The sequence below is a fragment of the Kiloniellales bacterium genome (genome assembly GCA_030064845.1).
Classification (GTDB): domain Bacteria; phylum Pseudomonadota; class Alphaproteobacteria; order Kiloniellales; family JAKSDN01; genus JASJEC01.
Window position 1 is genome coordinate 33,701 of the sequence record JASJEC010000011.1, and the last position, 20,909, is coordinate 54,609.

General features: G+C 66.6%; 19 protein-coding genes. 13 read left to right on the top strand and 6 right to left on the bottom strand.

The features are described from left to right. Positions 1-3: 3 nt before the first annotated feature. On the bottom strand, positions 4-1,278 hold the full coding sequence (locus QNJ67_06305) for a patatin-like phospholipase family protein (GenBank protein MDJ0608572.1): 1,275 nt from the start codon (positions 1,276-1,278) through the stop codon (positions 4-6). A gap of 370 nt (positions 1,279-1,648) precedes the next feature. Between QNJ67_06305 and QNJ67_06310 the strand changes: the two genes are divergently transcribed. The 6 genes from QNJ67_06310 to QNJ67_06335 all read left to right on the top strand — a co-directional run bounded on the left by QNJ67_06310 (position 1,649) and on the right by QNJ67_06335 (position 8,182). After that, positions 1,649-3,613: a mechanosensitive ion channel family protein gene (locus QNJ67_06310; GenBank protein MDJ0608573.1), complete on the top strand. Its 1,965-nt coding sequence runs from the start codon at positions 1,649-1,651 to the stop codon at positions 3,611-3,613. Positions 3,614-3,673: 60 nt separating this feature from the next. Further along, positions 3,674-3,841, top strand: a complete 168-nt coding sequence (locus QNJ67_06315; protein MDJ0608574.1) for a hypothetical protein — start codon at positions 3,674-3,676, stop codon at positions 3,839-3,841. Positions 3,842-4,005: 164 nt separating this feature from the next. Then, positions 4,006-4,584: a DUF3124 domain-containing protein gene (locus QNJ67_06320; protein ID MDJ0608575.1), complete on the top strand. Its 579-nt coding sequence runs from the start codon at positions 4,006-4,008 to the stop codon at positions 4,582-4,584. Between the two features lie 668 nt (positions 4,585-5,252). Further along, entirely contained in the window at positions 5,253-7,028 is a 1,776-nt protein-coding gene (locus tag QNJ67_06325) for a SulP family inorganic anion transporter (GenBank protein MDJ0608576.1), read from the top strand. Beyond that, positions 7,025-7,603: a peroxidase-related enzyme gene (locus QNJ67_06330; protein MDJ0608577.1), complete on the top strand. Its 579-nt coding sequence runs from the start codon at positions 7,025-7,027 to the stop codon at positions 7,601-7,603. The genes QNJ67_06325 and QNJ67_06330 overlap by 4 nt, the downstream gene beginning before the upstream one ends. Positions 7,604-7,873: 270 nt before the next feature. Beyond that, positions 7,874-8,182, top strand: a complete 309-nt coding sequence (locus tag QNJ67_06335) for a DUF411 domain-containing protein (protein ID MDJ0608578.1) — start codon at positions 7,874-7,876, stop codon at positions 8,180-8,182. A gap of 15 nt (positions 8,183-8,197) precedes the next feature. Here QNJ67_06335 and QNJ67_06340 read toward each other — a convergent pair whose 3' ends face one another. The 5 genes from QNJ67_06340 to QNJ67_06360 are packed head-to-tail and all read right to left on the bottom strand — an operon-like array spanning position 8,198 to position 13,130. After that, positions 8,198-9,343, bottom strand: a complete 1,146-nt coding sequence (locus QNJ67_06340; protein ID MDJ0608579.1) for an FAD-binding oxidoreductase — start codon at positions 9,341-9,343, stop codon at positions 8,198-8,200. Next, the gene (locus QNJ67_06345; GenBank protein MDJ0608580.1) at positions 9,340-10,743 is read right to left on the bottom strand and encodes an NAD(P)/FAD-dependent oxidoreductase; all 1,404 of its coding nucleotides are present in this window, start codon (positions 10,741-10,743) and stop codon (positions 9,340-9,342) included. The genes QNJ67_06340 and QNJ67_06345 overlap by 4 nt, the downstream gene beginning before the upstream one ends. Before the next feature lie 16 nt (positions 10,744-10,759). Further along, positions 10,760-11,053 (bottom strand): (2Fe-2S)-binding protein, encoded by a 294-nt coding sequence (locus tag QNJ67_06350; GenBank protein MDJ0608581.1) that lies wholly within the window; start codon positions 11,051-11,053, stop codon positions 10,760-10,762. Then, positions 11,050-12,243: a Xaa-Pro peptidase family protein gene (locus tag QNJ67_06355; protein MDJ0608582.1), complete on the bottom strand. Its 1,194-nt coding sequence runs from the start codon at positions 12,241-12,243 to the stop codon at positions 11,050-11,052. Before QNJ67_06355 ends, QNJ67_06350 begins: the two co-directional genes overlap by 4 nt. Beyond that, the gene (locus QNJ67_06360; GenBank protein ID MDJ0608583.1) at positions 12,240-13,130 is read right to left on the bottom strand and encodes a DMT family transporter; all 891 of its coding nucleotides are present in this window, start codon (positions 13,128-13,130) and stop codon (positions 12,240-12,242) included. The genes QNJ67_06355 and QNJ67_06360 overlap by 4 nt, the downstream gene beginning before the upstream one ends. A gap of 251 nt (positions 13,131-13,381) precedes the next feature. Here QNJ67_06360 and QNJ67_06365 point away from each other — a divergent pair, with 251 nt between their 5' ends. From QNJ67_06365 to QNJ67_06395, 7 genes are all read left to right on the top strand, one after another. After that, positions 13,382-14,506 (top strand): AI-2E family transporter, encoded by a 1,125-nt coding sequence (locus QNJ67_06365; protein MDJ0608584.1) that lies wholly within the window; start codon positions 13,382-13,384, stop codon positions 14,504-14,506. 97 nt (positions 14,507-14,603) lie between these two features. After that, positions 14,604-16,070 (top strand): 4-hydroxyphenylacetate 3-hydroxylase family protein, encoded by a 1,467-nt coding sequence (locus QNJ67_06370; protein MDJ0608585.1) that lies wholly within the window; start codon positions 14,604-14,606, stop codon positions 16,068-16,070. A gap of 30 nt (positions 16,071-16,100) precedes the next feature. Beyond that, positions 16,101-16,523, top strand: a complete 423-nt coding sequence (locus QNJ67_06375) for a RidA family protein (protein MDJ0608586.1) — start codon at positions 16,101-16,103, stop codon at positions 16,521-16,523. Next, positions 16,520-17,380 carry a phytanoyl-CoA dioxygenase family protein gene (locus tag QNJ67_06380; GenBank protein MDJ0608587.1) on the top strand — a complete coding sequence of 287 codons (861 nt, stop codon included), beginning with the start codon at positions 16,520-16,522 and terminating at the stop codon, positions 17,378-17,380. The genes QNJ67_06375 and QNJ67_06380 overlap by 4 nt, the downstream gene beginning before the upstream one ends. 147 nt (positions 17,381-17,527) lie before the next feature. Next, positions 17,528-18,205, top strand: coding sequence for a DUF1028 domain-containing protein (locus QNJ67_06385; protein MDJ0608588.1), 678 nt, complete (start codon positions 17,528-17,530; stop codon positions 18,203-18,205). A 62-nt stretch (positions 18,206-18,267) separates the two neighbouring features. Beyond that, a complete protein-coding gene (locus QNJ67_06390; GenBank protein ID MDJ0608589.1) occupies positions 18,268-20,049 on the top strand; it encodes a cobalamin-dependent protein in 1,782 nt (593 codons plus the stop codon). After that, entirely contained in the window at positions 20,046-20,825 is a 780-nt protein-coding gene (locus QNJ67_06395) for an NAD(P)-binding domain-containing protein (GenBank protein MDJ0608590.1), read from the top strand. The genes QNJ67_06390 and QNJ67_06395 overlap by 4 nt, the downstream gene beginning before the upstream one ends. Positions 20,826-20,909 lie beyond the last annotated feature (84 nt).

Sequence of the window (20,909 nt, forward strand, 5' to 3'; positions counted from 1 at the left end):
TCGTCAGCCATTGGGCGGACGGTCCCGCCAGAAGTCGCCTTCGCGGCCGATTTCGCGGCCCAACTCTATCAACGCCCGCATATAGTCAGGATCGAACTCGGTCGACCGGTTGGCCCGGAAAGAGTCCGGGATCGATATCATGTTGAAGCCGAAATTGTCGCGACGGGCCAAGTTGTAAATTCGCTCGACGTCCCGATTGGCCTTGTTTCGAAGGAGAGCTTTCAGAGCACGCGATGCGATGGGCTTCACCGTGACAGGCGCCGGTTGGTAAACGCTGTGGGCATTGCCGTTCAGGATCACAAAGATTTGCCGTCGAAACGTAAGGCCCAGGATTTCGTTCAAGCGGCCCAGATCCATCTGAGCGGGATAGGCGAACACCTGGCTGGAGAGGGCGCCGTCCACATGCAGTTCGGTGAAGCGCTTGCCTTCGGCCTCCCATTCTATGGCGACGGGTGGGAAGAGGACCGGGATCGCCGCCGACGCGAGGATGATTTGACGAATGAGCGCGACCGCCCGGTCGTCTCCTCGATTGGCGATGGTGCCGATGTTCCAGACCATCGGACGCAGGGCGTCGAAATGGGTCGTAATGATGAAGAGGCTGCGGCCGGTCCGGTGCTGCTCGGCCAGCGCCTCGACGAGCTCGGCGGTGATATAGGTTTCGACCTGCTTCTTCAGCGGCGTGGTATCGGCGAGCGCCGATCCGAACAGGAAGCCGGCCACGGTGTCCCAGCGATACACGTCGTCGCGGGTCACGGAGGCGTAGGTTTCGAGCAGAACCGGGTCATAGGCTGGGCCCAGAAATGCGAAGGGGGCGATCATCGCCCCCGTGCTGACGCCGGTGACAGATTCGAACTGGGGCCGCTCGCCGGACTCGGTCCAGCCGGCGAGCAGACCGGCGCCGAAGGCGCCGTTCGCTCCGCCTCCGGAAATCACGAGCGTGCTGAGCATCGGCGCGGTCTCGAGCGTTGCGTCGACCGCTTCGGGAAATCGGGCCCTGAATACGGGCGCTCCCTTCTTTATGAGCTGCTCGAGGTTCGCCGGCGCCGCATCGCCCCACCAGCGTTCCATTGCCGGGCCGGAGGGATCGACTTGCTCATATTCCGCCGCACTGAGGGGACGATGGTCGACGGTCCGGGCGCAGCCCGCAATCGCGCCCGCGGCCACGAGCAGCGCCGCAAAGGCCGATACAATAGGTGGCACGGTTGGCATCACCCTGCGTCCCTTCCCCTTCGCAACCGGCTGGACGGGCGCGCCGCCGACGGCTTCTCCGAACTGCATCGGGGCCGGCTCGAGTGGCCCCCCACCTGTTGCCGTGCCGAGATTGCATACTCTTCCGCATCAAGCAATGGGTCATGGCGAGCGCCGACCTTCGGAGTCAGTATTTCGTTTCCGGTGGAGTTCCCGGCGCGTCAAATTGCAGGAGCCCGACGCCGGTGACCTTCGGCGCCAGGCCCGATGGCGACGAAGGAAGCCTTGCCTCCCACCCTGACTCCAAACCATTCAGAGGGGCCCCATGCCTAGCCACCGCTTGAACGGGTTGAAGGGGCTTGCCAGCTGGCTGATTTCCCAGACAGGCCGTTGGCGTGCAGACTGCAAGGCTGACTGCGGCAGTTCAGGTCGCCGGGGAATGGAGGTGGGAGAGATAAAGATGCTTGTTTTCCCAAGAGTCATTTGGGTGATCCTGGTTGTTCTTGCTTGTCAGACGTTCGCTATCGAAGGCGGGGCGCAGGACCAAATGCCAAGCGCCGTCGCCGGTGTGGCGGAATTCTCGCCCTATCCGTTGCGGCCGCCGCGACTGGACAGCCCGCGGGCCACCCTGGAAAGCTTCCTCAGGCACGCCACTCAAGCGATCGAGCGCCGACAGGCAGAGGCACCGCTTGCCGCGATCAGGCGTTCGTTTCGCCGGGCCATGCTCTGCCTCGACCTCAGGAAGTTCCCGCTCGCTACGAGAGAAGGCACGGGCTTCGAGAAGGTCCTTCTGCTAAAGGAGATCCTCGACCGCATCGCGTTGCCGCCGTTCGAAGAGATCCCCGATCTCGCCGCCGTCGAGCAGACCGGGCTGACGTCCTGGAGGCTACCCGACACCGAGCTCACCCTGGATCGGATCGCGGAGGGGCCGCGCGCCGGCGAGTTTGTTTTCAACAGCCGGACGGTCCAAGCGCTGGAGAGGTTTTACGAGCTTTCCAAGCACTTGCCTTACAAGCCGGGCACCACTGTCGGAGCCTACGAGGATTTTCTTTACGGACCCGGCCCGCTTCTCTCCACCGCCTGGGTCGACGCCTTGCCCGCCTGGACCCATAACGTCGTTGTCCAGCAGACCCTGTGGCAGTGGATCGCCTGGCTCCTGCTCTTGGCCGGCGTCGTCGCGGCCACGCTTCTGGTCTATCGGTTGGGCACGTGGTGGGACGAGAGGTTTCGCGATGTCAGTGTCTGGCTTCAACTCGGCAGACCGCTGACCGGCGTCTTTGTCATCCTTGCGATGATGATGGCGTCGAAAGTGATGGATGATGGGATCAACCTGACCGGCAATGTATGGATTGTGTCCCGGTTCGCCTTGGACGTGGCCCGCTATGCGGCGGGTGCCTGGCTGGCCGTCCTCATCATCAAGCGAATCGGCCGCGGTATCATCAATACTCGACAATTGCTCCCGGAACGGCTCAACGCCCAGTTGATCAGAACCGTGGCCAATCTTGTGGCTGTAGTCGTCGTCATCTACATAGCCGTTATCGGGGCCGAGGTTTTCGGGATTCCCGTCGCGCCGCTGATCGCGGGCCTCGGTATCGGCGGCCTCGCCATTGCCCTAGCCGTCCGGCCGACCCTCGAGAACATCATCGGCGGCTTCATCCTGTTCGCGGACAAGCCAATACGGGTCGGCGACTTCTGTTCCTTCGGCGAAAAGCGGGGCACGGTCGAGGCGATCGGCATGCGCTCGACCCGGATCCGCGCGCTGGACCGGACGGTCATTACCGTGCCGAACGCCGAATTCTCCAACATGCAGCTGATCAACTGGGCTCTGTGCGACCGGATGCTGATCCTGCGGACCATCGGCCTGCGGTATGAGACCAAGCCGGAGCAAACTCGCCATGTTCTGGCGAAGCTGCGCGAGATGTGCCTGGCGCATCCAAAGATCGACAAAGACTCGCTGCGGATCCGCTTCGTCGGCTACGGCGCGTCCGCGCAGGAGATCCAGATCCGGATTTACGCCCTGACACGCGATTGGAACGAGTTCTATGCGATCCAAGAGGATGTCTTCCTGCGCATCGGCGAGATCGTCGAGGAATCGGGAACCGGCTTCGCGCGCCCGTCGCAGACTCTCTATGTCACCCGCGACCCGGGCATGGACGAGGCGCGCAGCGCCGAGGCGATGCAGGAGGTGCAAGGCTGGCGAACTGCGGGACGGCTGCCATTTCCGAGGATGGCGCCGGCCCTCCAGGAGCGGCTTGAAGATACGCTCGACTACCCACCGCGCGGTTCACCCGATGCCTTTAATCCCGAGGCGCTCGAAAAAGAAGCCTCCGAACCGCTCTCATCGGAGGCTGAAGAGGATCTGAAGGAGGAGGAAGGAAAGGAGAAGAAGAAGAACAAGCCCGAAGCCAAACAAACAGAGGGCTAGCGAGGGCAAAAGACAACCGGCACACGCTGTGAAGTCGGGTTGGCGGTTGTAGCGCTCGCTATGTTCGTGCGCGGCACGACGTGGATAGCCGCCTTTAAACCCGACTTTGCCTTGGCGGACCGGACCAACGAAGACACCACTGTCACCGAGATCACCGCCACGACGGACGATCGCGGGCGCGAGGCGGCCCTGCAGTCTGCTTTCTTCGGACTGGACGGCGAGCTTTGACGGATGTCGGATCGAACGACGCCTTCCGGGAGTGCCGATCGATCGCCAGACCGGCAATCCCAGTTGTTTGTTGGGTTCTTGAGGAGTGCTACCATATCGGCTGGGATGGCGGTATTGCGTGCCGGGGCCAATGCTTCGCATCAGAAAGAGCAAGGAGACCCTGTATGAGCAATTCCGAGACGGATGGATCCCGCGGCGCGTCCAGGCTTGGGGGGCTGTCGCTTTTGTGGCCGTTGACGACTTTCGGCGCCATCCTCGTCACGGCATACCTCGCCGCGCAAGTGGATGAGGCCCTCAGGGAAGAAGGGAAGGCTGGTCCCCTTGAGACCGTCTGGAGCGGCCAGGTCGTCCCGGCCGAGGTCGTTGAGCTCGGTAGAACCACCTATGTGCCAGCTTATTCCTTCATCACTGCGCGCGGTGGCGAGCGAGTGCTGCTCCAGACCACGCTCGGTGTGCACAATATCGATTCGGTGAACACCATGACCGTGGAGAGAGTCGTTTACGGCAGCACCGATGGGTCGGAGGTCCGAACACTGGTCGATACGCCGGTTACGTTGGAGCCACGGCAGACGGTCACTTTCGCGATAGCTGAGCAGGATCAGAGCGGCGGTGTCGGCGCCTACTTCATCGTGGAGTGGTCGGCCGATGGCCCCTTGCACCACCCGATTATTGAGACGGTGATGACGGGGCCCGAAGGGATGGCGTTCGTCAGTCGCGGCGTCGCTGTCGGTGAAGCTCGCTGATAAGGCGATTCGGCATAATCGGCCACTTCATGCTGTACCGGAGCAACAACTCCTTCCTGATCATCATGGTGTTGCTCGCGCTCGGCTAACCGCTCGGGCAGGTCGAAGCTCTCGAAGTTTCGCAATCTTGGGAAAGAGAATGCCCGGCTGAAGAAGATCGTAGCTGAATTGGAGCTGGACTAGGGCCTGTTGAAATTCAGGGCGCGCTCCTGGTCCGAGTGAAATCGGCCCGCTGTTGGGCGCGAGGAGGAAGGACATGCCGAGCATATTCGACGACAAGCAACGCGGCAGCGGGCCGATTTCGCCGGATCCCTTCGGGACGGGGCGCATTTGCGCCGGGGCGGCGTCGCGGAAGGCCTTGTGGGGCCCTACCCCACGGCGCCTCCCGCTCCTGGCCCCGGCGCAAATGCGCTCCCGCCAGGAGCGCGCCGTGAATGTCAACAGGCCCTAGCTGATTCTGAAGGAAAGCCTGAATCACCTATAACCCAGGGCCTGTAGACGTCGCAGCTTCGTCAGGCCGTCATCCACATACGCCAGAAGCTCGGGACATCAGAGCGGTGGACATGCAAGATGATCGGCCTCGCACGCCGGCTAGACAAGTAGCCGGGCTAAGGGCAACTTCTGCTCAAGTCTCTGGCTACGGTTGATCCATCTGTCGCTATCGCCTGATGAGCATTCGTCAAGACAAAGAGCGGTCAATTTGGCGCGTCGCCCGTCGCGTCGCGCCTGGCCTCGACACCCTGACCCGCTACGATCGTTCCTGGCTTCGCAGCGACCTCACGGCAGGGCTGTCGGTTGCAGGTGTTGCCCTTCCCGTGGGGGTCGCCTACTCGGAACTCGTCGATGTGCCGGCTATTGTCGGCGTGTACTCAGCGGTCTTCCCGCTCCTGGCTTACGCGCTTTTCGGTTCCTCGCGTCAGTTGATCACCGGACCCGAGTCTGCCACCTGCATCATGGTGGCGGCGGCCCTGGGACCGCTGGCAGGCGGCGACCCAGAGCGATACATCGCGCTCATGGCTCTGCTCACCCTCTTCACGGGCGTTTTATTGGTGCTCGCGGGCATCGCGCGGTTGGGGTTCATCGCCAACTTTCTGTCCAAACCGATTCTCGTCGGCTTCCTGAACGGTATCGCCCTCTACACTGTGGCTGGCCAGCTCTCGAAGTTGTTGGGCTACAAGAGCGAGGTGGGCGGCTTCTTCCCGAGATTACTGGAGTTCACTCAGACGGTAGGCGAGAGCCATGTGCCAACGCTCGTGCTGGGGGTTGTCGCGTTGGCAGTCTTGCTCCTTCTTCGTCGCACGCTCCCCTTATTGCCCGGCGCCTTAATCGTGGTCGTCGCCGGTATCGTCGCCGTCATGGCGCTGAGCCTCGAAGAGAGGGGCGTAGCGGTCATCGGGGAACTCTCTGCGGGGCTACCGGCGTTCCGGTTTCCAGCCATGAGTCACGGAGAATTCGGGATGCTGCTCGTCGATGCCGCGAGTATCGCGCTCATCGCGTTCGCCAGCGGCTTAATCAAGGCCGAGAGCTTCGCGCGGCGGAACGGCTACGAGATCAGACCCAACCAGGAACTCTATGCCATCGGAGCCTGTAATCTGGCCGCCGGGCTTGTCCAAGGCTTCCCGGTAGCGGGAACAGGCTCCCGAACCGCCGTCAACGACGCCATGGGTGGCAGGACCCAGTTGGTCGGCGTGGTTGCCGCCGTCGCGATGCTTGCGATCGTGGTTCTCCTTGCTGCACCTCTGACCTTCGTGCCCGAAACCGTGCTCGCCGCTGTGATCATAGTGGCGTGCATCGGTCTCTTCGACTTTGCCACCGTTCGCGATCTCTACAAGACCAGCAACCGGGAACTTGCCATCTCGATAACAACGACCTTGGGTGTCCTGATTCTCGGCGTAATCCCGGGAGTAATGCTGGCCATCGGGCTGTCACTGCTCTGGCTGATCGCTGTCGATTCCGACCCGCATGATGCGGTTTTGGGACGCGTGCCGGGAATGAGAGGCTTTCACGAGGTCGACCTCTACCCTGAGGCTGAGACCACACCGGGGCTCCTCCTATACCGCTTTGACGCCAATCTCGTTTTCTACAATGCGGATATCTTCCGAAACCGTATCCGTGCGCTCATCGCTGCCTCAGAGACGCCAGTCGAGTGGGTAGTGGTCGACGAAAGCAGCATCAACGTCATGGACGCAACATCCGTTGAGAAGTTTGATGAATTCCGTGAGGAACTCGCTGGGCAGGGCATCTTCCTGGCAATCACCTACCCCAAGCCCAACCTGGGCAGGTTTTTCAAACAGGCTTGGAACCAAGAGCGAGAACAGGCCGAGCGAGAGTATACGTTCCCGACTCTCAATAGCGCCGTAAAGGCCTATCATAAGCGTGCCGAGAAGAGAGCAGCTCCACGTTCAGACGATACCGAAGAGCCGGGAAGTGGAACAGTGGAATGAGTGCCGCGAACATCAGCCGTTACCCGGTGCGGGACATCGAGGATCTGCCCGAGGACATCAAGGAAAAGGTCCTGGCGGTCCAGGAGAAGGCGGGCTTCGTGCCCAACGTCTTCCTCGTCCTGGCCCATCGCCCCGACGAGCTTCGCGCTTTCTTCGCCTATCACGACACGCTGATGGAAAAGGAAAGCGGCCTCACCAAGGCCGATAGGGAGATGATCGTCGTCGCCACCTCCAACGACAACAGCTGCCAGTATTGCGTGGTGGCCCACGGTGCCATCCTGCGCATCCGGGCAAAGAACTCCCTGATCGCCGACCAGGTGGCGGTGAACTACCGCAAGGCGGACATCACGCCGAGACAGATGGCCATGCTTGATTTCGCCATGAAGGTATCGAACGACAGCAAATCGATCTGCGACGAGGATTTCGAAACCCTGCGCACTCACGGTTTCAGCGACGACGACATCTGGGACATCGCCGGCATTACCGCCTTCTTCGGCCTCAGCAACCGCATGGCGAACTTCACCTCAATGCGGCCCAACGACGAATTCTATGCCATGGGGCGCGGGCTGGACTGAACCAAACGCCCGGGATCTATTCGCCGGGCGCCTGATCCGCCTTGAGAAGCGCGAAGGAAAGTGGCGTTTCAGGCCAAGGCCGATATCATGGGCGATCGCCTGACCGGGGCGCTGGACTGTGTGGTGAAGAGGACGATGAAGAAACTGCCGTTCGTGTTGGCCGTGCTTCTCTCGCTGGGGATGCCCGCCTTTGCGCTTGCCGATGACCTTCCGAAGATGACGGTTTGGAAGACCCCCTGGTGCGGATGCTGCGGCCATTGGGTACAGCACATGAGGGCCGCCGGATTCGAGGTCGAGGTCCAGGACACGGAAGACCTCGCCATGGTGAAGCGCATGGCATCGGTTCCGGAAGAGCTTCAGTCCTGCCACACGGCGCGGGTGGGGAGCTACACCATCGAAGGCCACGTCCCCGCGGCGGACGTCATTCGCCTGCTCACGGAGCGGCCCGACGCGACGGGGCTCTTCGTGCCGGGCATGCCTTCCGGCTCTCCGGGCATGGAGAACGGGCAGCACGATCCTTACGACGTTCTCATGCTGAGGAACGACGGCGAAGCCGAGGTCTTCAGCTCGTACAGGTAGGGATTTGCTCTCGAGTCAAACGGTCAAGGGGTCCGGCAACAGGTCGCCCTCCGCGAAGCGGCGCGGCTGGAGCATCTTCAGCGCCGGGTCCTGGGAGCCGCCGTCGATCACCAGATCACCCATGATGCGGCCGACCGCGGGCGAGGTCATGAAGCCCTTGTAAGCGGAAACGGCAATGAACAGCCCGTCGATCTCGGTCTCGCCGAGCACGGCCTGCATATCCGGGGTCTTGCTGTAGACCCCGGCCCAGCTGCGCAGCACATGGAGATCCGCCAGGCCGGGCAGGAGCGCGAGCGCCGCCTCGGCGTGGGCGCCCACGGCCTCGGGCGTCGAGGCGATGTCGCTGCCCTCGGGCCGGGGCAGGGTGCGGGTGATCACGAAGTTGCCGCGCGCGACCTGGCGCAGGGTCATGTCGCTGCCAAGGCTGACGACGACCGTGCCGAAGGTCGGCGCGCAGGCCTCGGTCACCACGACCTCCTTGGGCACGCCGGTGACCGGCAGCTCGACTCCCATGGGCGCCAGTAGCTCGGGCACGGCCCAGTCGGTGCAGACCAGCACCTTGGCGGCTTCGATCGCGCCCGTCTCGGTCTCGGCCCGGAAAGACGGGCCTGTGCTTTCCAGCCGCAGGACCCGAGTGTGGAACCGCACCTCGACGCCGAGGCGACGGCCGGCGGTCAGCAGCGCATCGAGCCAGAGAAAGGGAGAAGCCGAGCCGTCCTTGGGACAGAACGCGCCCCCGGCCAGGCCGTCGATGTCCAGACCCGGCACCAGGCGCCGGCAGTCCTCGGGCGTGATCAGCTCGCTGGGAACGCCGAAGCTGTGCTGCAGCGCCATGTGGTCCTCGAAGCGCCGCAGCCCTGCGCTGTCGTGCGACAGGATCAGGTAGCCTTCCTGGCGCATGTCGATGCCGCGGGGATAGTCCAGGCGCCCGGCCGCCTCCTCGAAGAAGGCGATGCTCTCGCGGCAGAGCCGGATGTTGCACTCCAAGCCCCACTGCATGCGGAAGCCGGCGCCGTTGCGTCCCGTGCCGCCGCCGGCGAAGTCGAGCGCATCGACCACCAGGATCCGCGCGCCGCTCTGCCGCTCGGCCATGGACCAGGCGGCCGAGAGGCCGTAGGCGCCGGCGCCTATGATCAGAACGTCGACGGTCTCGGTCGTCATGGCCGCCCGCCGGCCTTGGGCGCCAGAGCGCCCAGGGGAACGGGTCTGGCCAGGGGGCGTGCCCGCATCGCCTCGATGTCGGCCGCGCCGCCGGCGCTTTGCGCGAGGCCCGCCACGGCGTGCAGACAGCCGCGCCCGCCGCACCAGCCCATGCCGGCGCGGGTGTTCCGCTTGATCCCGTCCAGCGTCCGGTGGCCGGCCTCCAGGGCCTCGCGGAGCCGGGCCCTGGTCACGCCCTCGCAGCGGCAGACCGTGGTCTCCTCCCCGGCCCAGTCCCAGACCGCCGGCGGCAGATCGAACAGCGGCGCGAGGGCCCGCTGGAAACGCAGATGCTGCGCGCGCCGGCGGCGGGCTTCGCGGCAAGGCGCGGCCGGTTTGCCCAGAGCCGCTGCCGCGGCTACGGAGCCGACGATCTCGCCCTCCGCGGCCGCGACGTAGGCTCCGCGCAGGCCGGCGCAATCGCCGGCCAGGTAGACACCGGCGGCCTCGGTCCTGCCGTCTTCGTCGCCCCTTGCCGGCCAGCCGCCGCGCGGCCCCAGGAAGCGGCTCGTGACCCCGGCCATTCGGGCGAGCTCGCTGTTGGCGGTGAAGCCGAAGCTGAGCACCAGGAGGTCCAGGTCGAACTGACGGGTCCGCCCTTTGTCCGGACGGCCCTGGCCGTCGTGCCGCGCCAGAGTGACGTTTTCCACCTGCTCGCCCCCCTCGGCCCTGAACGGCATCCAGCCCTGCAGCAGCGCCGTGCCGACGCGGCGCAAGCGCCGATACGCCCGGATCCCCTCGGCGAGCAGGCCGCGTCCCGCCCAGCAGCCGAGCGGGTCGCCGGCCACGCGCGAGAGGGGATGAAACAGAGCAACGGCACGAACCTCGGCGCCGGCGGCGGCCAGCTGGTCGGCGGCCACCAGGGGCAGGGGGCCGGTGCCGGCGACGACGGCCCGGTCGCCCGGACGCACCAGGTTGCTCTTCATCATGGCCTGGGCGCCGCCGGCCAGGAGCACCCCCGGCAGGGTCCAGCCGGGAAAGGGGATGGCCTGCTCGCAGAGTCCCGTCGCCAGGATGACCGCGTCGGGATGCAGGATCTCCGTTGCTTTGCCGTCAGAGACGTGAAGTTCCGGCCCCGGGAAGAGGCTGTGCGCGGTCGTCTCGGCCCGGTACTCGATCCGCCCCAGGATCTCACTGAAATCCTGTAAGAACTGCTGCTTGCGCACCTCTTCTCGAGCGTTGCTTGAGGTTTCTTGGCCGAGCGCCGACGGCGCCTGGCGATAGATCTGGCCGCCGGGCCGCGGCGCTTCGTCGACCAGGGTCACCCGGCAGCCGGCCAGAAGGGCCGCGCGCGCCGCCGCCATGCCTGCCGGTCCCGCGCCGACGACGACGATCCAGGCATGGGCCCGCTCCCGGGTCATGGTGCCGGCCGGCGCACTAGGAGAGGCCTTCCTGACGCCGCACGGTCATGCCCGGCTTCGCCTCGATCATGCAGGCCCGGGTATTGGGTCGGCCGTCGATGACGCAGCGGCACTCCCAGCAGACGCCGATGCCGCAGAACAGACCGCGCGGACCGCCGTCTTCGGCGCGGCGCAGGAAGCGGATGTCGGCGGCGAGCAGGGCGGCCCCGACGGTTTCGCCGGGCCTGGCCGGAATCTCTCTGCCGTCGAAATGGAAGAGAAAGGTTTCGCCTTCCCCGACCCGGCCCAGACGTCGTTCCCGCCCCGTCACAGCAGGCGCTCGTCGAAGGGCGCCGTCGACAAGCTCTCGACGCCCGTGGCGGTGACCAGCACCTGCTCCTCGAGCTTGACGCCCTCCCGGCCGTCCTCGGCGCCCAGATAGCTCTCGATGCAAAGCACCATGTTTTCCTCGATCACGCCGTCGTAGCCGCCGGTCTCGAAGTCTTCCGGGTAGACGATGTTGGGGTATTCGTTGCACATTCCGGCGCCGTGGGCGACGCAGAGATAGCGGTGCTTCATGAAACGCTGGGGCAGCCGCCAGCTCTGCTCCGTGACGTCCCGGAAGGACCGGCCCGGCGCCATCAGCGCCAGGTTGTGCTGCAGCTGCTCGTAGGCCAGGCCGAAGAGATCGCGCTGTTCGCCCTTGGGCCGGCCGTTGCCGCAGAGCTGGGTGCGCGATATGTCGGAGAGGTAGCCGAAGGGGCCGACCATGTCGGTATCGACGGCGACCAGGTCGCCGTCCTCGATCACCCGCGTACCGGCCTCCTGGAACCAAGGGTTGGTGCGCGGGCCCGAGCTGAGCAGGCGGGTCTCGATCCACTCGCCGCCCTCGGCCGCGTTGACCGCCTGGAGGCGCGACCAGAGCGCCTGTTCGGTCATGCCCGGTGCCAGGTCCTCGCGGATCTTGGCCAGGGCCCGATCGCAGACCGCCATGGAGCGGCGCATCAAGGCGATCTCTTCCGGCAGCTTGATCGCCCGGGCGCGCTCCATGATTTCGCCGGCGGGCACGAGCCTGCAGCCTTCGGCGCCTAGGGCGGCCGCCAGGGCCGGGTCGAAACGGTCGACCGCAAGCCGGCCTCCCGCGCCGCCTGACGCTTGCAGGAGATCGGCAATCTCGACCGCGCTTTTTCTGGCGACGGCATCGACCCTGGGGCCGGCGAGCCAGTAGCAGGTGGTGGCCGCGGGCCGGCACTCGGCCAGGGCCGTCTTGCCGCGAAAGTGGTGGTGGGCGCCGGGGTTGTCGAACAGGATGGCGTGGCCCTCGGCCGGCACGAAGACATAGCGGGTGGCTCCGTGGAAGTTCCAAAGGCTGCTGCGGCTGGTCCCCGTCGCGTAGCGGATGTTGATCGGATCGAACAGGAGCGCCGCGGCGCAGTCGGCCGCCGCGAGCCCGGCCTGGACCCGGGCCAGCCTCGACTGGTCGAGCCTGTCGATCGCTTCCTGGGAGAGGGTCTCGGTCACGATGGCTGCTCGTCCCTTCGAATGCGTTCCCGGTAGAGGATGAAGAGGCCGCTGCCAATGATCAGCGCGCTGCCCAGGAGATCCCAGCGGTCCGGTTGCTCGCCCCAGACGATCAGGCCGGCGAGGACGGCCCAGAAGATCGCGGTGTACTTGTAGGGCGCGACCAAGGCCGCTTCGGCGTGGCGGAAGGCCTCGATCATGGAGATCTGCCCGAGCGAGAAGAACAGGGCGGAGGCCGTCAGCAGCAGCAATTGGCCGCCGTCCGGTGCGACCCAGTTGGGCAGGGCCGCCGCGCCGCCGCCCAGGATGCAGAGCAGGAACGTCACGGTCAGGATCGAGAGGGTCGGGACGGAAGCCGTCAGGCGCCGCGTCGTGATATCCCGCAAGGCCAGGGTGAAGGCGCCGACGAAGGGCAAGAGAACGGCCAAGTTCAGAGCGCCGGCGGTCGGCCGCATGACCACGGCGACGCCGAGGAACCCGACCAGGACGGCGGCCCAGCGCCGCCATCCGACGCTCTCGCCCAGCAGGCTCGGCGCGAGGGCCGTCACGAAGAGAGGGGCCGCGTAGACGATCACGATCGCCTCGGCCAGGGGCAGGTAGCGCAGCGAGGTGGTGAAGAGAAAGAGCGTCGCCACGACGAGCGCCGCGCAGAGCAGCTGGCCCGGCAGGTTATGGCGAACAAGGGGAACCCGCCGGTGCCAGACCAGGGTGAGAAGAATGAGGCCGAGAAGTCCGATCACGGCGCGCAGGGCGATGATCTCGCCGACTGGCAGCGAGGCGACCAGCCACTTGGTCATGACGTCGGTCATGGTCAGGAAGGCCATGCTCGCCACCATGAAGAGGATGCCCCGCCCGGCCGTCGAGCGCGGCGCCTCGGCGACGGTCATGTCTGCGCCCCGTTGCGCGCCGAACGCTCGCTCGCAGCCGCTTCCCTGGTCATGATCGAGAATGCTGGGTCATGGTCGGGACCGCAGCTAGCCAAGACGCGTCGATCATTGTCGTAATTCTTCGCGGCGGTTGAGTGTGAATGTCCGGGCGCCGGAGGCTGGTGCCCGGACCGGCCCTGTTTCCGTTTTCTTGTGCAGTAAAGCCAAACCGGTCACATTCGGCGCACCCACAACGGCCGGGAGTTCAGCGGATGACAGCTGATCCAAAGGGGCAGACCGCGTTTCTGGACCGGGCCGTCGAGCTGACCATCCGCCTCGGTCTGGTCATGCTGCTGATCGGCTGGTGCTTCTACACCGTGCGCCCCTTCATCCTGCCGGCGATCTGGGGGATTATCATCGCCGTCGCTGCCTATCCCGGCTATCTGCGCCTACGCGGTCTGTTCGGTGGCCGGCGCCGCCTGACGGCAAGCGTCGTCGCGCTGCTCGGCCTGCTGGTGATCATCCTGCCGGTGGTCCTGCTCGGCGACACACTGGCGAGCGGCGGCCTCGCGCTCGCCGAGGTGCTGGAAAGCGGACCGGTCAGCCTGCCGCCACCGCCGGAGAGCATCAAGGAATGGTCTTTCATTGGCGGGCCCCTCTACGCCACCTGGGAGCAGGCCTCGAGCAATCTCGACGTTGTGCTCGAACGCTTCACGCCTCAGCTGAAGGCTTTTGGCAGTGTCCTGGTGGCCGGCGCCGCGAACTTTGGCCTGGCGATGCTGCAGTTCATCGTCGCCATTATCATCGCGCCGATCCTGATGGTGCACGCGGACAGAGGCGGGCAGACCGCCGACACGATCGCCCGGCGCCTGGCAGGGCCGCGCGGGCCCGAGTTCGCCGACCTGGCTGAAGAGACGATCCGCAACGTGACTCGCGGCATTCTCGGTGTCGCGGTGATCCAGGCCCTGTTGGCCGGTTTGGGCATGCTGGTCGTGGGCGTGCCCGCCGCCGGTTTGCTGGCGCTCGTCTGCCTGATCCTGGCGACCGTCCAGATCGGTGTCGCCCCCGTCATGATCCCCGCCGCGATCTATGTGTTCTACGCCTCGGGCACCGGCGTGGGTCTGCTCTTCGCGGTTTGGGCGGTTCTGGTCACCCTGTCCGACAGCGTGCTGAAGCCGGTCCTGCTTGGCCGCGGGGCGCGGGTGCCGATGCTGGTCATCTTTCTCGGCGCCATCGGCGGCTTCATCACCTCGGGCATCATCGGGCTCTTCACCGGCGCCGTGATCCTGACGCTGGGCTATACGCTCTTCATTGCCTGGCTCAACCAGCCCGCCGCTTCCGATCCCGATGCGCCGGAAGACGTTCAGGGGCCGGGCCGGGCGGACGCTCTTCGCTAACTTCGCGGCGCGGCCTCCTCTGCCGGCAATCAGCTTTTGCCAAGCGCGCAAGGGTGACTTAGCCTCGGGGCAAAGAGCGTGAAACAGGGAGCCAGCCATGTTGAGAACCGGTGAGGACTACCGCGAGTCGCTGCGCGACGGCCGCCAGGTGTGGATCGGCGGGGAGAAGGTCGAGGACGTCACCACCCATCCCGCCTTCAAGCCGATCGTCGATATCCGGGCCCGGATCTACGACATGGCGCACGAGGACGAGACCCGCGAGGTCATGTCCTATCAGGACGAGGGCACCAACGAGGCCAACAACATTGCCTACAAGCCGCCGAAGACCCGGGAGGACTGGGAGGACAAGCGGCGCTTCGTCGACACGGTCCTGAGGGACATCGGCGGCGTGGTCGTCCGGGTCGGCGATGAGACCATCGGCGAGGTCTGGTCGCTCTGGGACGGCAAGGAAGTCCTGAACGAGATCGATTCCCAGTGGAGCGCAAACGTCGAGAACCACGTACTGCGCGCGCTGCAGTCCGACACCTTCCACGTCTCGGCCAATACCGATCCCAAGGGCGATCGCTCGAAGCGGCCCCAGGACCAGGACCCGGACATGCTGCTCCATCTGGTCAAGGAGACCGACAAGGGCATCGTGGTGCGCGGCGCCAAGTACGAGACCGCTGCGGCCTACTCGAACCAGGCCTTCGTCAAGCCGACCATCGCCAACTGGGGCGACCAGAAGCTCTCCGACTACGCGCTCGGCTTCATCGCCGACATGGGCGCGCCGGGCATGAAGCACATCTGCCGCACCGGCTTCGCCGGCAAGAAGCCGATGGATGACTATCCCCTGGCGAACCGCTTCGACGAGGTCGACACCCTGATCATCTTCGACGACGTCCTGGTGCCCTGGGAGAACGTGCTGTTCTACCGCCACACCAACGCGGCGACCTTCATCCGCTCGACCCTGCACCGCTACTCGGCCTTCCCCTTCGTGCAGCGCATCCTCTACATCGCCGACATGCTGATCGGCGCCGCGCTGTTCAACGTGCGCCAGACCGGGCTCGACAAGCAGCAGGCGGTGCGCGAGAAGCTGGCGCAGCTGGCCTGCTACCGGGAGACGATCCACGCCCACCTGACCGCGGCGATCGCCATGGCCGAAGAGAGCCCGGCCGGCCTCTTGATGCCCAATCCTTCGCTGCTCTACACCGGCCGGGTGCACGCCTGCACCAAGCTGCCCGAGATGATGCATCTGACCCGCGAGCTCTGCGGCGGGCAGATCTGCGTGACGCCGGACCACGCCGCCTTCGAGTCGCCCGAGACCAAGCCCTTCCTGCAGAAGTACTACTCGGTCAACGAGGACTGGGTCGCCGACGACCGGCGCAAGCTGCTGGCCTTCGCGCGCGACCTGCTCAACTCCGACTACGCCGGTCACCGGCTGACCTTCGAGCTCTTCGCCCAGTCGCCGCCCTTCGCGCACCTCAACGCGGTCTACAACAACTTCGACTTCTCCGGACCGCTCGACTTCGTGCGCAACTCCGCCGGCCTGTCGGATCGGGTCATGGGCGAGCAGGGGAAAGGCTGACAAGCGAGGACAAGCGAGGGGGGCAAGACCATGATCCATACCCGCATCCGGACGTTCAACACGCGCGACACCTATCCGGAGCAGAACCTGGACAACGACCTGTGCCAGGCGGTGCGGGCCGGCAACATGGTTTTCCTGCGCGGCCAGGTCGGTCAGGACCTGGACACCCGGGAGTCGGTCGGCATCGGCGACGCCGCCGCCCAGACCGAGCAGGCCATGAAGAACGTCGCCATGCTGCTGCAGGAGGCCGGCGCAGAGCTCAGCCATATCTGCAAGATCACGATCTATCTTACTGATATTCGGTATCGCGAGGCGGTCTATGGCGTGATCGGCCGCTGGCTCAAAGGAGTCTTTCCCGTGTCCACCGGCCTCGTGATCGACAGCCTCGCGCGCCCCGAGTGGGTCATGGAGATCGACGTGATCGCGGTGATCCCCGAGGAGAAGCAACCGTGACGCCGGGCGCCGACCGGGCCTTCTTCGAGGAGAACGGCTATCTCTTCGTGTCCGGCCTCGCCTCGGCCGAGGAGCTCGAGGCGCTGCGCCGCGAGCTGGACGGCTGGATCGAGGAGAGCCGGGCGCACCGGGTAAACTACGGCGAGACGCCCGACGGCAAGGCGCGTTTCGACCTCGAGGCCGGCCACACGGCCGAGCGGCCCAAGCTGCGCCGGGTCGCCAATCCCGCCGACATCTCCGAGACCTATCGCCGCTTTCTCATGGACGGCAAGGTCGCCGACGTCGTCGCGCAACTGATCGGGCCCGACGTCAAGTTCCATCACTGCAAGCTCAACATCAAGCTGCCGGGCATGGCGACCCGGGTCGACTGGCACCAGGACCACCCCTACGACCCCCATACCAACGACGACATGCTGGCCGCCCTGGTCATGCTCGACGACACGAGCGAGGCCAACGGCTGCATCCGCGTCGTGCCGGGCAGCCACAAGGAGCCTGTCAGCCTCTATCGCGACGGCCGTTTCGTCGGCAAGGTCTCGGACCGGGAAGCCGAGGACTTCCAGCGCCGCTCGGTGCCGGTCGAGGGCAGGGCGGGGGACGTCTGCTTGATCCACACCTGGGTCATGCACGGCTCCTCGCCCAACCTGACCGATTGGCCGCGGCGCCTCTTGATCTGCGACTACACGGCGGCCGACGCCTTCTGGATCACGCCACCCATGGTGCCCTCGATCTACAGCGGCCGGGTGATCCGCGGCGAGCCGGCCCGCTTCGCGCGGCTCAAGGCCGGCACGATCGAGCTGCCGCCGCGCTACGAGGACGACTCCTTCTTCGGCGTCCAGGGCCAGGCCGGCGTGAACTAACCGAAGAATCACCACAGAGACACAGAGGTCACAGAGAAACAGAAGTCTGTTTTATGCGCGCGAAGCGCGCGTACCAATCAGGTGTTTTTCCTCTGTGTTCTCTGTGCCTCTGTGGTGAATCCTTTTTTGTTGGCGAAGGACGCGGCCATGACTTTTTCGATCACGGGGCGCTGCGCAGAGACAGGGATGTTCGGCCTCTCGGTCACCAGCTCCAGCCCCTCGGTGGCCAGCCGCTGCGCCTGGGCCAAGGCGGGCGTCGGCGCGGTGGCGACCCAGAACATCACCGATCCGAGCCTGGGCGCGCGGGGCCTGGCGCTGATGGAAGACGGCCTGGACGCGGCCGCCGCGCTGCGCCAGATCCGCGACACGGCGCCGCACCTGGCCTACCGCCAGCTCGCGTTGATCGACCGCCAGGGCCGCACGGCCCATCACTCCGGCGAGAACACCTTGGGCACCCACGCGGTCGCCGAGGGGCGCGACTGCGTCGCCGCCGGAAACCTGCTGGCCGACACCGGCGTGCCGGCCGCCATGGTGGCCGCCTTTGAGGCCTGCGCCGGCGAATCTCTGGCGGAGCGCCTGCTGCGCGGCCTGGAAGCGGGCCTCGCCGCCGGGGGCGAGGAGGGGCCGGTCAAGTCTGCCGGCCTGCTGGTGGTCCACGCGCTGGACTGGCCCCTGGTCGAGCTGCGCCAGGACTGGCGCGACGAGGACGTGATCCCGGCCCTGCGCCAGGCCTGGGAGGTCTTCCGCCCCCAGGTCGACGACTACGTCACCCGCGCCCTCGATCCCACCGCCGCCCCCAGCTACGGCGTGCCGGGCGATCCTTGAGGCCAGAGTGCTTGCAGGAGCGCCGGCTTGCGGAGAAGACACTCCTTCCGCGACACTTCGTCATGACTGCTGCCGACCGCCTCGAACGGGCCGACGTTCTGTCGGGCAGGGCCAGCAGGCCCGGCCGCGAGCTGGTTGAAGCGGGACGGGCCCTGGCGCGCGACTGGACCGTGGGTCCCTGCGCCTTTCTCGCCGAGTTCCGCGTCCCCTGCGAGGCCGAACACAAGCGCGCCGAGATGGCTCGGGGCCGGGTCATGCAGCATGCCCAGGTCGGCTTTCGCGACCCGGCGAAGAGCCGGGAGGCCTACGCGCGCATCTACGAGGCGTGCCGCCGCGAGGGCGCGCGCCTCGACCGCTACGGCCTCTGCCTCGACTGGTCCATGGGCTATCCGCGTGGCGAGCGGGAGGGCCGTCCCAAGGGGACCGGCATGATCCTCGAGGGCCCGGAGGACTTCGCGGCGCTGACGGCCATGGCGCCGGTCGCGCCCCACTTCGGCGACTTCGTCCTCGGCTTTCCGGCGGCGCTGGAGAACACCCAGGCCGCGCTGGCCGCTGGGTCCACGGCCATCGGCAACCTGGGCCAGTACTTCACCTTCCGACTGCCGCACTGGGACGACGAGGTGGCCACGACCGAGGCCACGGTCACGGCCCTCGGCCTGATCGCGGCGCAGCCCGTCGAGGTCCTGGTTCACTCCAACCTTGACGACGGCTTCGCGGCGATCTTCACCGACCTCGCCTGCTGCCTGGGGGCGACGCTGATCGAGCGGCACATCGTCGAGGACCTGATCGGCGCCAAGGTGAGTCACTGCTTCGGCCACCACTTCTCCGACCCGGTCACGCGCCTCGCCTTCCAGAGGGCGCTCGCTCGGGCCAACCCGACGCCGGGCACCATGGTCTACGGCAACACCGTGAGCTATCGCGGTTCGCCGGCCGCCAACTTCGCCAGCCTCGCCGGCTATCTCCAGGTCGATATCGCCGCCCAGCGCCGGCTGCCGAGCGGCCACGCCGTCAACGCCGTGCCGGTCAGCGAGAACCGCCGCATTCCCGACATCACGGAGATCGTCGAGGCCCAGGTCTTCGCCGCCCGCCTGATCGAGCAGGCGGCGGCGCACGAAGCCCTGCTCGAACTGACGGCGGTCGACGCCTGCGCCGAGCGATTGCTTGCGGCCGGCGGGCGGTTTCGCGACGCGGTGCTCTCAGGCCTCGCCGAGGCCGGCTTCGATACGCAGGATCCCGCCGAGCTGCTCCTGGCGCTGCGCCGCATCGGCCCGCGGCGCCTCGAGGCGCTGTTCGGGCCGGGCCGGGAGGAACCGGACGCGCCGCATGGCCGGCGGGCCGTGGTCGAGGCCACTTACATCGCCGAGCTGGACCGGGCGGCGACCGACTGCCTGGACGCCATGGAGCCCGCCGAGAGGGCGGCCGTGGCCGGCGCCGGACTGAAGGCCGTGGTCGCGACGACCGACGTGCACGAGCACGGCAAGCTGCTGGTCGAGCGTGTGCTGCGCGGCCTCGGCGTCGCCCCGATCGAGGGCGGGGTCTCGACCGATCCCGAAGACCTGGCGCGCGCGGCGCGGGACGGCGGCGCGGACCTGATCGCGCTCAGCACCTACAACGGCGTCGCGCTCTCCTTCTATCGGGCGCTCGAGGACGCCATGAGAGAGCATGGCCTCGAGATCCCGGTCCTGATCGGCGGCCGTCTGAACCAGATCCCGGACAGTTCGAACAGCAGCCTGCCGGTCGAGGTCGACGCGGAGCTGGCGCAGGCCGGCGCCGCGGTATGCCGCCGGGTCGAGGACCTGCTGCCGCGGCTCTTGAAACTGGCGAGAGTGGGGGACGGACGATGAGCGTGTTGGGCATTCTGGGCGTGGGTCATCTGGCGGAGTATCTGGTGCTGGGCTGGCGCCGGGCCGGCATCCCCCACGAGATCCTGCTCTCGCCGCGGGGCGCCGCGATGGCGGCGAAGCTGGCGGCCGAACAGGATTGCGCCGTGGCCCCGGACAACGAGACACTGGTCGCGAGGAGCGACATCCTGGTGCTCGCCACCCGCCCGGCCCACGCGGTCCCCGCGGCGACGGGCCTGCCGTGGCGCGCCGGCCAGACCGTCGTCTCGGTGGTCGCCGGGCTCGAGACCGCCGACCTGGCCCCGGCCGTCGCGCCGGCCAGGCTGGTCCGCACCATGCCGATCACCTGTTGCGCCATCGGCGAGAGCCCGACCGTCATGTACCCGGAGGACGGGGTGACGCGGCAGCTCTTCGAGGGGCTCGGCAGGGTGCTCGCCGTGCCGGACGAGGCGCGCTTCACCACGGCCAGCGTGTTCGGCGCCTACTACGGCTGGGTCTTCGCCCTGGTCGAGAGCTCGGCCGGCTGGGCCGCCGAGGCGGGCCTCGACCCGGCGCTGGCCCGCGACCTCGTCGCCCAGACCGTCAAGGGCGCCGCGGCCATGGCGCTGGCCCGGCCAGAGGAGCCCCTGGCCGAGATCATCGCCGGCCTGGCGACCGAGGGCAGCATCACCAAGCACGGCCTCGACCGCCTGATCGACGCCGAGGCCTTCGAGCCCTGGCGGGACGCGTGCCAGGCCGTCCACGACCGCCTGCTGACCGATCACGCGAAGTCGGATTAGCGGCCTTTAAGGCTCGGCGCAGAGCCTCGTTCCCGCACTCGCCCGTTGTCGGCGGATTGCATGTTGGATAAGGTTTTTTCGCCA